Source organism: Nonomuraea sp. NPDC049695 (genome assembly GCF_040674955.1).
GTDB lineage: Bacteria > Actinomycetota > Actinomycetes > Streptosporangiales > Streptosporangiaceae > Nonomuraea > Nonomuraea helvata.
Map to the genome: position 1 here is coordinate 119,771 of NZ_JBFANV010000016.1, position 12,850 is coordinate 132,620.

Consider the following 12,850-nt stretch of genomic DNA (forward strand, 5'->3'; position numbering starts at 1 on the left):
TGGGCCAGGCCTTCCTGTGCCCGAGCAGCCGCCATCCGATCGCGTGGCGAGCAGAGGCACCAGCAACGCGCCAAACCTCGTCATAGCAGCAGGTCGAAGACACGGATTGTGCGTGTCCACTCCTTGCTCGCCGGGTTCTTGCGATCAGGCTCTATGGCTCTGATCGCCCTTGCGAGCGCCACGGAGAGCCCACCCGCCACGGCCGGCAGCCGGGCCTCGGTTTCTTCACTGAGCGACAGATCCAGCGGAGGCAGCGCCGCGAGCTCCGCCAGGACCGATGCCAGGTCCAGTTCCTCGTCCAGGTCCCGGAAGTCGTGCATGCTCTCCTGCAGCCCTTTGGTGATGGGCAGGTCCCAGGGCTGGATGATGTCGCGCCGGTTCGACTTCGCGGCGGCCTCGGCGACGATGAGCATGTCGTACAGTTTGCGGTTGACGAAGTCGCTGTAGCGCTTGAGGTCGGCCTTGTCCACGTCGAGTCCCGCGGCGGCGCGAAAGAAGTGCTCGAACCTGGAAACTGCGATCACGGGCATGTGGATCACCGTCCTCTCTCTTGACTGCCTGTGGTGGTGAATCTTTCGTGGACCAGGCGTACCGCCATGGCGCCTTCTCCGACTGCGGACGCGACCCGCTTGACCGAGCCGCTGCGAACGTCGCCGGCGGCGAATACGCCCAGGTGCCCGGTTTCCAGGGGGAGGAGGGAGCCCCAGGGCGACGTACCCTGACCCGTGACGACGAAGCCGCGGTCGTCCAGCGGGACGGTACCCTTCAGCCATTCAGTGTGCGGTTCGGCTCCGATGAAGGTGAACAACGCACTGGTCGGGATCTCCTGCAGTTCTCCTGTTCGCGTGTTCTGCGCGCGGACAGCCCGTAGCGTGTGGTCTCCGAGCAGTTCGCGTACCTCGGTGTGGTACATGATTTCGATGCCGGGAGTGCGGTCGATCTCGTCGGCGAGGTAGCGGGACATGCTCGCGTTTACGTCGCCGCCGCGCACGAGCATGCGCACCGACGACGCGTTCCTGATCAGGTAAAGTGCCGCCTGGGCCGCGGAGTTCCCGCCGCCGACGATTACCACGGGCGATCGTCGGCACATGCGCAACTCGAACGGTGTCGCCGCATAGTAGACGCCGGATCCTTCGAATTTTTCCAGGTGGGGAACGTCAAGCTTCCGATAGCGGGCGCCGGTCGCGATGATCACGGCGTGGGCCTTCACGGCGCACTCGCCCTCCACGATGATGCCGTAGTGGCCCTCCTGCGGTTCCAGCCCACTCGCCTCGGCTGGGACGGTCAGGCGGGCGCCGAACTTGCCTGCCTGGATGACGGCACGCTCGGCGAGCTCGGCGCCCGAGACGCCCGTGGGAAAGCCGAGATAGTTCTCTATGCGGGACGAGGTGCCCGCCTGACCGCCCGCAGCCACGGCATCGAGCACGACGGTTGTCAGGCCGTCAGAGGCCGCGTACACACCGGCGGCCAGGCCTGCGGGTCCCGCACCTATGACGATCACATCGCATACGGCGTCGCCCGACGCGGGGACAGGCAGGCCGATTGTTTTCGCCAGTTCGGCCGTGGTCGGGTTGCGCAGCACCCGGTCGCCGTGCCAGATCACCACCGGGGTGTCGTGCGGGGAGATACGCAGCTCGCGCAGGAGCGCGTCCGCGGCTTCGTCCTCCTCCAGGTCGATCCACCGGTGAGGGATCCTGTTACGAGCGGCGAATTCGCGCAGCCGCCGGGCATCGGGTGAGTATCGGGAGCCGATGATGCGGAACCCGGCGTCCAGGCCGATCAGCAGGGCGCGGCGGGTCAGGTAGGCCCGCAGGATGAGGTCGCCGAGCGCCGGGTCGCCCGCCACGAGTGTCCGCACCTCGTCGGCCGGGACGGCCAGCACCTCGCCGGGCTCCCGCACGACCGCGGTCACGAATCCCGCCTGGCCGGTGAGGAGGCCGAGCTCGCCGAGGAAACGTCCGGGGCCGTGGACGGCGATCGTCCGCTGTTTCGCGCCGTCCCCCTCGACCATGGCCACCTTGCCCCGCAGGATCACGATGAACTCACGGGCCTGCTCGCCCTCCCGGTGCAGGATGTCGCCCGCCGATACGGATCGCCGCTCGCCGTGCCGCGACAGCTCGGCGATCTGCTGCTCGTCCAGCCGGGGATAGGCCCCGCACAGGTCAGGCGTCTCGACCGCGCAGGCAGGTGAGGCCGTCATGACGGTGCCCGTACTGTGTCTTCGACCCACTCGCGCAACTGCGCCGCGGGCAGCGCGCCTGCACGTTGCGCCACAACGCGGCCCTCGTGCAGCACCATGAGTGTCGGGACGGCCGTGATCGTGTATCGCCGGGCGAGGGCCGGAGAACCGTCCACGTCGACTTTGACGAGTTTGAGCCGTCCCGCCATCTCGCGGGCGAGTTGTTCGAGTGCCGGGGTGACTGTCCGGCACGGCGCGCACCACTGCGCCCAGAAGTCGACGAGGACGGGAAGGTCGGCGCGTTCGGCGACCTCGGCGAAGGTGCTGTCGTCAGCGTCGGCGATCCACGGTAGCGGCCGGTGGCAGACCCCGCACAGGGGCCTGCCTCGGTAGGCGTCCGGGACCCTGTTGGGTCTGCCGCAGTTGGCGCAATTCACGGTGTGCATGTCAGGTCCTGGGCGGATAGAAGGTGACGTTCAGCTCACCCTTGTCGGCGCCGACCGTGATGGTCGACCCGTCGGGCACGTCGCCGGCGAGCAGAGCGCGTCCGATCCTGGTCTCTACCTCGCGGGCGATGAACCGGCGCAGCGGCCGGGCACCGTAGACGGGGTCGTAGCCCTGGTTGGCGATGAGCCGGCGTGCGTCCTCGGTGACCTCCAGGGTGAGCCGGCGGCTGGCCAGGCGGTCTCTGATTTCGGTGAACATCAGGTCCACGATGCGTTCGATCTCGGCCTCGGTCAGAGGCTTGAACAGCACGATGTCATCCACCCGGTTGAGGAATTCGGGTCGGAAGTGCATGCGCAGTTCCCCCATCACGCTCTCGCGTGCCTGGGGCTTGATCTCCCCGTCGGCGGTGACCCCGTCCAGCAGGTGCTGGGAGCCGATGTTCGAGGTCATGATGACCACGGTGTTGCGGAAGTCGACCGTGCGGCCCTGCGCGTCGGTCAGCCGCCCGTCGTCCATAACCTGTAGCAGTGTGTTGAACACGTCCGTGTGGGCCTTCTCGATCTCGTCGAACAGCACCACCGAGTACGGTTTGCGTCGCACCGCCTCCGTGAGCTGACCGCCCTCCTCATAACCGATGTAGCCCGGAGGAGCACCGACGAGCCGACTGACCGTGTGGCGCTCCTGATACTCGCTCATGTCGATGCGCACCATGTTGTCCTCGGTGTCGAACAGGGCCGCCGCGAGGGACTTCGCGAGCTCGGTCTTGCCGACGCCGGTGGGTCCGAGGAACAGGAACGATCCGATAGGGCGCCGAGGATCCTTGATGCCGGAGCGAGCGCGGATGACGGCGTCGGCCACGAGCCGCACGGCCTCCTCTTGCCCGATGATACGTTCGTGCAGGATTTGATCAAGCTGGAGCAGTTTGTCCCGCTCCGCCTCCTGCAGCCGGGTCACGGGGATGCCGGTCCAACGGGAGACGATGGATGCGATCTCGTCCTCCGTGACGACCTCGCGCAGCAGCCGGTGGCCGTTCTGCCGGGTGCCGAGCCGCTCCTCCTCCGCGCGAAGCCGGCGTTCCAGTTCGGGGAGCCTGCCGTGGCGCAGTTCGGCGGCACGGTTGAGGTCGTAGGCGCGTTCGGCCTGTTCGGCCTCCCGCCGCACACTCTCCAGCTCCTGCCGCAGGCTCTGCACCTTGCGCAGGGCCGACCGCTCGGCCTCCCACTGCGCCCGCATCGCCTCGGCCTCCGCGCGTGACGCGGAAAGCTCATGGCGCAATTCCTCCAGGCGGGACCGGCTCGCCGGGTCGTTCTCCTTGGCCAGCGCCGCCTCCTCGATCTCCAGGCGCATCACCTTCCTGGTCAGCGCGTCGAGCTCGGCGGGCATGGAGTCGATCTCGGTGCGGATCATCGCGCATGCCTCATCGACCAGGTCGATCGCCTTGTCCGGCAGGAACCGGTCGGCGATGTAGCGGTGGCTCAGGGTCACCGCGGCGACGAGAGCGCCGTCCTGGATTTTCACACCGTGGAAGACCTCCAGCCGCTCGCGCAGGCCGCGCAGGATCGACACGGCGTCCTCGACCGAGGGCTCGTCGATCAGCACCGGCTGGAACCGCCGCTCTAGAGCGGCGTCCTTCTCGATGTGCTGGCGATACTCCTGCACCGTGGTCGCGCCGATCATGTGCAACTCGCCGCGCGCGAGCATCGGTTTGAGCATGTTGCCCGCGTCCATGGCACCCTCGGTCGCCCCGGCGCCGACCACCGTGTGAAGCTCGTCGACGAACAGCAGGATCCGGCCCTCTGCCGCTTTCACCTCGTTCAGCACGGCCTTGAGGCGTTCCTCGAACTCCCCGCGGTACTTGGCTCCCGCGACGAGCGCGCCCATGTCCATACTGAAGATGATCTTGTCGCGCAGCCCCTCTGGGACATCGCCGCGGGTGATCCGCTGGGCGAGCCCTTCGACCACGGCCGTCTTCCCGACGCCGGGGTCGCCGATCAGCACAGGGTTGTTCTTGGTCTTGCGGGACAGGATCTGGATCACGCGACGGATCTCCGTGTCGCGGCCGATTACGGGGTCGAGCTTGTCCGCGCGGGCGTCGGCGACCAGGTCGCGTCCGTACTTCTCCAGCGCCTCGTAGGCGACCTCGGGCATGGCCGAGGTGACCCGCTGGTTGCCCCGGACGGCGGTGAGCGCCTGCAGGAACCGGTCCCTGGTCACGCCCTGGCCGTGCAGCAGCCGGCCCGCCGCGGTCGCGGAGCCCTCCTCGATCAGGGCCAGCAGCAGGTGTTCGACCGAGACGTACTCATCCTTGAGCCGGCCGGCCTCCCGGTCTGCGGCGTCGAGCAACCGTGCCAAGCGCTGGGTGAGGAACACCTGGCCGGGCGCAGCGCCTGGGCCGCTGACCTTGGGTCGGCGCGCCAACTCCGCCTCCAGGTCGCCGCCAAGACGTTGCGTGTCGGCACCTGCCTGTTGCAGCAGCCGGGGCGCCAGCCCCTCGGGCTGGTCAAGCAGGGCCAGCAGGAGGTGCTCCCCGTCGACCTCGGTGTGTCCGTGCCGCAGTGCCTTGGTCTGGGCGTCGTGCAGGGCTTCCTGTGTCTTCTGCGTCATCCTGTTCGGGTCCACTCCAGTCCCCTTAGCGTCGTGGCTTAGGGCCGCGTAGGGCGGTCTCGAGCTCCTCGATCCGGTCGAGGAGGTCGATCACCACGCCGATCGCGGCGTAGTTGATGGACAGGCCCTCGTGCAGCCGCTGGATGCGGGCGGCCGCCGTGACCTGGGAGGGGGCGAAGCGCAGCTCCCCTCTGGCGTCCCTGTCCGGCTCCAGCAGTCCGAGCGTCACCAGCCGGCGGACGATCTCCGGGTGCAGCCTCGTGGCCCGCGCGTAGGAATCGAGGTCGAGCCGGGCCGGGCGTACCAGTGCGTAGATCACGAGCGCCTCCTCGGGTCGAACCGCGATGCGGCGGCGAGCTGCTCGAACAGGCGTCGCTCCGTGTCGGTGAGCGTGGGCGGCACCATGATCCGGACTTCGGCGAAGAAGTCGCCCGCGGGGCCGCGCGGGTTGGGCATGCCGCGCCCTCTCAAGCGCAGGCGACGACCGCTGGACGTGCCCGGCGGAACTTTCAGCTTCGCCTCGCCGCCCGGTGTGTCGATGGGCACCGTGGCGCCCAGTGCCGCTTCCCAAGGAGCGAGCGGCAGGGTGGTATGGATGTCGCGGCCCTCCACGCGATACCGGGGATGGTCGGCGATCCGCACGATCAGGTGCAGATCGCCTGCCGGCGCTCCGTCGCTTCCGCGCCCGCCCTGCCCGGCGAGCCTGATGCGCTGCCCGTTCGTGGCCCCGGGCGGGATCGTGACATCCAGCCGCCTGCCTCCGGGCAGCGTGATTCCGCGACGGCCACCGCGGTACGCCTCCTCCACTGTCAGCGTCAGCTGCGCCTCCTGGTCTGCGCCGGGCACAGGACCCCCGCGCCGCCTGCCACCGAACATGCCGCCGAGCAGGTCGTCCAGGTCGATGCCCGCGCCGAAGCCGACGTCCTCGGCCCGTGCCGACCGCCATGCGCCGCCTGCCCCCGTCCGGACGCCGGCACCCGCGCGGGCGCGAGCGTACTCCGCGGGGTCCACGTCGGGCGGCACCTGACGGAAGTCGTGCCCGAACGCGTCGTACCGGCGGCGCGTCTCGGGATCGGAGAGCACGGCGTAGGCCTCGGAGATCTCCTTGAACCTGTCTTCAGCTCCTGGATCCTTGTTGACGTCCGGATGGTAGGCGCGCACGAGCTTGCGGTAGGCCCGCTGGATCTCGTCGGCACCGGCGTTCCGGTCCACGCCGAGCACCTCGTAGAAGTCCCGCCGCGCGGCCATCACTCCGCCTTCTTCGCGACGACCACGATCGCGGGCCGGAGTTGCCGCTCAGCGTCCCCATAGCCGGGACGCAACACCTCCACGACGGTGCCGGGCTCGACGTCAGGCCGTTCGACGGTGGCCACCGCCTCGTGGCGAGTGGGGTCGAAGGGGACGCCCACCTCCTGGCGGCGGGGAAAGCCGAGGTTCGACAGGACGGCGACGGCTTGGTCGCGCACCGCCCGCACCCCTTCGAGAACCGCGTTTCCGCCCTCCGGCGCGTGGCTCAGCGCGAGTTCCAGGTTGTCCAGGACGGGCAGCCACTCCGCCGCCACTCTGGCCCGCTCCTCGGTCCGGAGCCGCTCAGTGTCGCGGGCGATCCGCTTGCGGAGATTATCCAGGTCTGCGACGGCGCGTAGCCAGCGGTCCTCCAGCTCCGCGAGCTTCGCCTCTGGAGGGACGGCGGCGGCTTCCTCGCGTTGTTCCGCCTGAGCCTCGGGTGCGTTCTCGGTCATGTCACTGCGGCTCCGAGGTGGTGAACTCCGCGTCGATCACGTCGTCGTCGGCGCCTGGGGTGCTCTCGGTCCTCGCCCGTGGCGGCACGCCTGACGTCTCGGCCTGGCCGACCGCAGCGCCGAGCCCGTGGTACACCTGCTGGAGCTCCCCGCTGAGCGAGCGCAGCCGGTCGATGGGCGCTTCTTCCTTGATCGCCTGGCGGGCGTCGCCGACGAGCTGCTCCGCACGAGCCTTCTCGTGCACGGGCACGGCGTCGCCGAGCTCCCCCAGCCGACGCTCCACCTGGTAAGCGACCGAGTCCAGCTCGTTGCGCGCGTCGATGGTCTCCCGGAGCCGGGCGTCCTCGGTGCGGTGCTGCTCGGCGTCCGCGACCATCCGCTCGATCTCCGACTTGTCCAGATTGGAGCTCTCACTGATGGTGATCCGCTGCTCAGCGCCAGTGTCCTTGTCCCGCGCGGAGACGCTGAGTATGCCATTGGCATCGATGTCGAAGGTGACCTCGATCTGCGGCACCCCTCGTGGCGCGGGACGGATGTTCTCCAGCCGGAAGCGCCCGAGCACCCGGTTGTCGGCGGCACGCTCGCGCTCGCCCTGCAGGACCACGATGTCCACGGCGCTCTGGTTGTCCTCCGCCGTAGAGAACGTCTCGGTCCGGCGGGCCGGGATGGTGGTGTTGCGCTCGATGACCTTGGTCATGAGCCCGCCGAGGGTCTCGACACCGAGCGAGAGCGGCGTGACGTCGAGCAGCACGACGTCCTGCACCTCACCCTTGATGATGCTCGCCTGGATCGCCGCTCCGATGGCGACCACCTCGTCCGGATTCACCGTCATGTTAGGGTCCTTGCCCCCGGTGAGTCTGCGGACGAGGTTCTGGACGGCAGGGATCCGGGTGGATCCGCCGACGAGGATGACCTCGTCGATGTCCGCGGGCCTGAGCTTGGCGTCCTCCATCGCCTGCTCGACGGGATGGATGCAGCGTTCGACAAGGTCCGTGGTGATCTTCTCGAAGGTGGACCGCATAAGCGTGGTGTTGAGGTGCTTGGGACCGGAGGCGTCCGCTGTGATGAACGGCAGGCTGACCGTGGTCTGGGTCACCGACGAGAGCTCCACCTTGGCCTTCTCTGCCGCCTCGAACAGGCGCTGCAGTGCCTGCGGGTCCTTGCGCAGGTCGATGCCCTGCTCCCGCTGGAACTCGTCGGCCAGGTGATCGACGATCCTGCGGTCGAAGTCGTCGCCCCCGAGATGCCCGTCGCCGGATGTCGCGCGGACCTCGACCACCCCTTCACCGATGTCCAGGATGCTCACGTCGAACGTGCCGCCGCCGAGGTCGAAGACCAGCACGGTCTCGTTGGACTTCTTGTCGAGCCCGTACGCCAAGGCCGCGGCGGTCGGCTCGTTGATGATCCGCAGCACCTCGAGGCCGGCGATGCGCCCCGCGTCCTTGGTGGCCTGGCGCTGGGCGTCGTTGAAGTACGCCGGCACGGTGATGACCGCCTCGGTCACCTTCTCGCCGAGGTACTTCGCCGCGTCGGCGGCCAGCTTGCGCAGGACCAGCGCGGAGACCTCCTCCGGCGCATACTGCTTGTCGCCGACCTGGAAGCGGACGGCTCCCTGCGGCCCTTCGACGACGTCGAACGACACAGCGTGGATCTCGCTCTCGACCTCGTCGTAGCGACGGCCGATGAAACGTTTGGATGAGTAGATCGTTCCCTTCGGGTTCAGTATCGCCTGGCGCCGCGCGAGCTGACCCACCAGGCGCTCACCCTCGGTGGTGAACGCCACCACGGACGGGGTCGTGCGCGAGCCTTCCGCGTTGGGGAGCACCGTGGGGTGACCATCCTCCGTGGCGGCGATCACCGAGTTCGTAGTTCCAAGATCGATTCCTACTGCTTTCGCCATTGTTCGTTCGCCTTCCCGAGAAGCTCATGGGCTCTCGCCGCGTGCTCGGAGTCGACGAGGACCTCGTACTTGTCCGCCACCAGGCCGGTCTCGGAGACGAAGTCACGCCGTCCGCCGTGCGCCGCGTGCGCGATCAGGCCGAAGATCGCCCCGGCGACCGCGCCCCCCAGCAGCCCCCACAGGACCAGGGCGGCCAGGGACGCGGCCGTGGCCGCAAAGATCCCGAAGAACAGGCCGACGAGCAGGCCGAACCAGGCTCCGCTCAGCGCGCCCCAGCCGGCCGCGCGAAGGTACGTCATACGCGCGAGGACATGCTCCACCGAGCGCAGCCCCACGCCCACGATCAGCGTTCCGTGCACGGGGAACCCGTGATCCGACAGGTAGTCGACGGTCTTCTGCGCCTCTTGATACGTGCGGTAACTGGCGAGCAGTTCCCTGTTGGCCGTGATGGGACCGGTCGGCGTGACGGACACGGCTCCTCCTCCCGCCTCAGGCGGTCACCTCGATGTGACGGGGCTTGGCGGCCGCCGCCTTCGGAACGGTGATGGTCAGCACGCCGTCGGCCAGGCGCGCCTCGACCCGTTCAGCGTCGACCTCTCCCGGGAGCAGCGTGCGCAGCTCGAAGCTGCCGGTCCTGCGCGTCTTGCGGTGCCGCCTCTGACGCTCGCGCTCCTCGATCTGCCCGGTGACGATCAGTTCGCGCTCGGAGAACTGGACGTCTATCTGATCCTTCTTCACACCGGGGACGTCGACCTCCACGACATACGAGTCCTCGGTCTCCGAGATGTCAGCCATGGGAGTCCACACGCCTGTGGGCCCCTGCTCGGCGGCCTCTCCCAGGGCTGCATTCATCAGCTGCCCCAGCCGGTCGTAGACGTCCTCGAACTCGCGTATCGGGTATGTCTGGCCGCCCGTGCGGCGCATTGCCAGCAGTGCCATCGGTCCCCCTCCTGGGATGGGGTGCGGGTCCGGTACTTACAGTTCTGACCCTTGTCGGCGCGCTGCGCGGGCACATCCCCCACGCGTGTAGTTTCGGCGGCTCAGTTCGGCCTCTCATCGTGCGACCGGTCGGGACCGACACGTCCCTGCGCCACCACGAGGCGTGTGAGCTCGACGCGGGAACCGATGCTCAGCTTGCGGTAGACATGCCGCAGATGGAACGCGACCGTATGGACGCTAAGGAACATCTGCTCGGCGATCTGCCGGTTGGTCCATCCGTCGACGGCGAGCAGCGCGACGGCATGCTCGGTTTCCGTGAGGCTGTCCCAGCCAGAAACGGGCCGCTGGGTATAGTGCCAGTGGGAGCGGCGCACCCCCATGCCGCGCAACCTCCGGCGGATGCGTGCCGCGTCCCTGGTGGCTCCGATGTCATGGTAGATCGCCAAGGCCCGATCCAAACTGGTGACCGCCTCCTGTGGCTCGCCGACGGCCTTCAGCACCACGCCAAGATCCTCCTCGGCCGAGGCCTGCGCCCATATGTCCTCGATATGTTCGGCAGCAAGGGCGAGAGCCTCGCGATCGCCATCGAGCAGGCCCCGGGCGTGCGCGGCGTACGCGGCCAACATCGGGAACCCCAAGCTGGCGTGACTGCGGGCCTCCGCCATGGTGACGATGGACTCGGCCGTTGAACGGTCTCCCGCTCCCATGGCGACCCGGACCATCCACGCGCTCACCGTCGGATCCATGGCGAGCAGCGAAGACGGCTGCTGGAGCGGGCCGGAGAGATCCGCGAGCAAGATCATCGCGCTCCGGGGGCCGTCGCGCGCCTCGGTGACCTGGGCTGCCAGCAGGGCGTGCCGCGCACGTGCTTCGCTCGATCCCTCAGCGGGGCCCGCGACACGTCGCGTCGCTTCTCGCAGATCGCCCCGCCGGAGAGCGACGGCGGCAAGCACGACGCTGGCCACCTCGGCGGCCAGCGGCGTGTTGTGAGCGGCTGCGAGGCTCAGGGCTCTCCTCGCCTCGGTGACCGCACGGTCGAACCGGCCGGCGGCGAACTCGGCGCGAGCCCCCAATGCCGCGACATCCGCCGCCCAGGCCAGATGGTCATGGGCGAGCATGTCCGTGCGTGCCTGCTGGAGCATCGCCCGCGCCTCGTCGAGGTGGCCCACATCGATGAGCATCGCCGCGATGATGAGACAGGCCTCGTAGCGGCGTTCGTCCGGCCGGTCCATACCGGCCAGCCGCCAGGCATCCTCGGCCAGTGCAAAGGCGTTCGAAAGCCTGCCTTCGTCCCGCTCGATCGCAGCGAGGGCGGTCAGCGCGGCGGCCGTGACCGTTGGGCCGTGCCCGGATTCGCCCTTGATGATCCGATCCGCGTACGCGCGTACGTGGTCGTCACGCAGGCGTGTCATGGCGTACAGCCTCACGACGGCCGCGCGGTCGCGCACGTGACGCCAGCCGGCCGGAAGGGCCAGCACGCTGTCGGCCTCGTGGATCGCCTCGTCGTCCCTGCCAGTCTGGTACATGATGTCCGACAGCAGGCATCGTAGTTCCGCCACGTGTTGCGCGGAGAGATTGCCGGCGAGACGTTCCTGGACCATGTTCTCGGCCTCCTCCAGCCGTCCATCGGCGACCGCCGCGTGGACGGCAGCGGCCGAAGCGGTGAAAGGGGCGCCCGCCGGTTCGAGGTCTGTGAGAGCGCCGGACTGGCTCAGCAGTGCATCCCGTACTGGCGGAGGAACCCATGTGGCGGTGACGGTCCCGACCAGCTCGTAGCGGAAGGCGAGCCCACGCCCGGTGACATCGAGAATGCCCGCCGCCGTGGCTTCCTCGATGGCGGAGAGCAAGCCGGCCGGTGTGGTGCCGAGCAGCGACGCGGCCTGCTCGATCGGCAGCGACCCGCCGAGCACGGCGACCGTCTCCACCAGGCTTCTGGCCTCCCCGCCCAGGGCACCGGTCCAGCGTCGCACCACCGTTCGCAGCCGGGCGGGCATATGGGCACGTGACATGGCATCGCAGGACGCATCGAGGCGGCCTTCGTCACGCAGGCCGGCAAGCAATTCGATGATCAGCAGAGGATTGCCCCCGGCACCGGCCACCAGCGCACGCGTCGTCGGATCGGGCGGCCTCCCGAGCATGTCCGCTGCCAGCTCCGCGACGGCTTCCGGCGAGAGCGGCGAGAGCGTCATCCGCGCGGCGCCGTTCCGCTCCAGGAGGCCGAACAGGCAGGCGGCCCGGCCGTCGTTCTCGGCGGTCGAGCCGCTCAGCAACCAGCCGACGGGCTGGGTCGTCAGCCGGTCGTGTAGGACACGGACGGTCTTCAGCGTCGCTGGTTCGGCCCGGTGCAGGTCGTCGAAGACGGCCAGCACCGGCGCTCCGGCCCGCTCTTCGAAGCCCTTCGTCAGGCGGTCCAGCAGGTGCGCCGGTGAGCCGACGGACTCTGCCTCGAACGGGAGGTCAAGGGCTTCCAGCAGGAAGCCGCACGAAACGAGTTCGCCGAGTTCCTCCACGCTGCCGCGGATCACGCCGATGCCGTGGTGGGGAGCGGCATCGGCTGCTTCGTTCAGCAGCCTGCTCTTGCCCGCCCCGGGTTCACCGTCTACGAGTAGCGTGCCGGTCCCGCCTTGTCGCAGCGTACGAAATAGCCCCTCGACCTGGCGCCATTCCCGTTCGCGTCCCCGCATCTCGCCCCTCCAATCGAGCGCTTTCCGGCGCCGGAGGGGCGAAACCCATGCCTGTCGAGATCTTTTGTGCTCGGTGCACTACATGCCTTGGGGATGTGGTTCGGGGCGGCTGGAGCCAGGGTTGTAGTGCCGCAAGAGAACTCGAAGAGGTGGACGAGATTGCGGAGACCGGTTACGCGCCGTTCAAGCACACCCAGTTTGGCGAACGCTCGCGCCTGGGCCGACCGCAGCATCGCGCGCTCAGCTGGGTGACACGACGGCGCGCCGGGTCACAGTAGACGCCAAGCCTCGCCAGGACGGCCAAGCCAGCTCATTCACCCTGGCCGGCTGGTCGACCAGTTCATACCTCGGATGA

At 68.7% G+C, this 12,850-nt stretch carries 11 protein-coding genes; all 11 read right to left on the reverse strand.

The window, feature by feature from the left end; all coding sequences use genetic code 11:
• Positions 1 to 80: 80 nt before the first annotated feature.
• Positions 81 to 530 carry a DUF1931 family protein gene (locus AB0J64_RS17000; protein ID WP_364027344.1) on the reverse strand — a complete coding sequence of 150 codons (450 nt, stop codon included), beginning with the start codon at positions 528 to 530 and terminating at the stop codon, positions 81 to 83.
• A gap of 5 nt (positions 531 to 535) precedes the next feature.
• Entirely contained in the window at positions 536 to 2,200 is a 1,665-nt protein-coding gene (locus tag AB0J64_RS17005; RefSeq protein ID WP_364027347.1) for an FAD-dependent oxidoreductase, read from the reverse strand.
• Positions 2,197 to 2,625 carry a thioredoxin gene (gene trxA / locus AB0J64_RS17010; protein ID WP_364027350.1) on the reverse strand — a complete coding sequence of 143 codons (429 nt, stop codon included), beginning with the start codon at positions 2,623 to 2,625 and terminating at the stop codon, positions 2,197 to 2,199. Before trxA ends, AB0J64_RS17005 begins: the two co-directional genes overlap by 4 nt.
• Position 2,626: 1 nt before the next feature.
• Positions 2,627 to 5,245, reverse strand: coding sequence for an ATP-dependent chaperone ClpB (gene clpB, locus AB0J64_RS17015; protein WP_364027353.1), 2,619 nt, complete (start codon positions 5,243 to 5,245; stop codon positions 2,627 to 2,629).
• 10 nt (positions 5,246 to 5,255) lie between these two features.
• Positions 5,256 to 5,549, reverse strand: coding sequence for a chaperone modulator CbpM (locus AB0J64_RS17020; RefSeq protein WP_364027356.1), 294 nt, complete (start codon positions 5,547 to 5,549; stop codon positions 5,256 to 5,258).
• A complete protein-coding gene (locus AB0J64_RS17025; protein ID WP_364027359.1) occupies positions 5,546 to 6,478 on the reverse strand; it encodes a DnaJ C-terminal domain-containing protein in 933 nt (310 codons plus the stop codon). Before AB0J64_RS17025 ends, AB0J64_RS17020 begins: the two co-directional genes overlap by 4 nt.
• Positions 6,478 to 6,972 (reverse strand): nucleotide exchange factor GrpE, encoded by a 495-nt coding sequence (locus AB0J64_RS17030; protein ID WP_364027362.1) that lies wholly within the window; start codon positions 6,970 to 6,972, stop codon positions 6,478 to 6,480. Before AB0J64_RS17030 ends, AB0J64_RS17025 begins: the two co-directional genes overlap by 1 nt.
• Position 6,973: 1 nt before the next feature.
• Complete coding sequence (dnaK, locus tag AB0J64_RS17035) at positions 6,974 to 8,830, reverse strand: molecular chaperone DnaK (protein ID WP_364027365.1); 1,857 nt, start codon at positions 8,828 to 8,830, stop codon at positions 6,974 to 6,976.
• 26 nt (positions 8,831 to 8,856) lie between these two features.
• On the reverse strand, positions 8,857 to 9,345 hold the full coding sequence (locus AB0J64_RS17040) for a general stress protein (RefSeq protein ID WP_364027368.1): 489 nt from the start codon (positions 9,343 to 9,345) through the stop codon (positions 8,857 to 8,859).
• Between the two features lie 16 nt (positions 9,346 to 9,361).
• Positions 9,362 to 9,811 carry an Hsp20/alpha crystallin family protein gene (locus AB0J64_RS17045; RefSeq protein WP_364027371.1) on the reverse strand — a complete coding sequence of 150 codons (450 nt, stop codon included), beginning with the start codon at positions 9,809 to 9,811 and terminating at the stop codon, positions 9,362 to 9,364.
• Positions 9,812 to 9,912: 101 nt separating this feature from the next.
• Positions 9,913 to 12,495 carry an AAA family ATPase gene (locus AB0J64_RS17050; protein ID WP_364027374.1) on the reverse strand — a complete coding sequence of 861 codons (2,583 nt, stop codon included), beginning with the start codon at positions 12,493 to 12,495 and terminating at the stop codon, positions 9,913 to 9,915.
• Between the last annotated feature and the right edge of the window lie 355 nt (positions 12,496 to 12,850).

What these genes read in the sequence shown, in the direction of transcription:
- AB0J64_RS17000 (WP_364027344.1), bottom strand. Translation starts at nt 530, where the DNA reads ATGCCCGTGATCGCAGTTTCCAGGTTCGAGCACTTCTTTCGCGCCGCC.
- AB0J64_RS17005 (WP_364027347.1), bottom strand. Translation starts at nt 2,200, where the DNA reads ATGACGGCCTCACCTGCCTGCGCGGTCGAGACGCCTGACCTGTGCGGG.
- trxA (WP_364027350.1), bottom strand. Translation starts at nt 2,625, where the DNA reads ATGCACACCGTGAATTGCGCCAACTGCGGCAGACCCAACAGGGTCCCG.
- AB0J64_RS17025 (WP_364027359.1), bottom strand. Translation starts at nt 6,478, where the DNA reads ATGGCCGCGCGGCGGGACTTCTACGAGGTGCTCGGCGTGGACCGGAAC.
- AB0J64_RS17030 (WP_364027362.1), bottom strand. Translation starts at nt 6,972, where the DNA reads ATGACCGAGAACGCACCCGAGGCTCAGGCGGAACAACGCGAGGAAGCC.
- AB0J64_RS17045 (WP_364027371.1), bottom strand. Translation starts at nt 9,811, where the DNA reads ATGGCACTGCTGGCAATGCGCCGCACGGGCGGCCAGACATACCCGATA.
- AB0J64_RS17050 (WP_364027374.1), bottom strand. Translation starts at nt 12,495, where the DNA reads ATGCGGGGACGCGAACGGGAATGGCGCCAGGTCGAGGGGCTATTTCGT.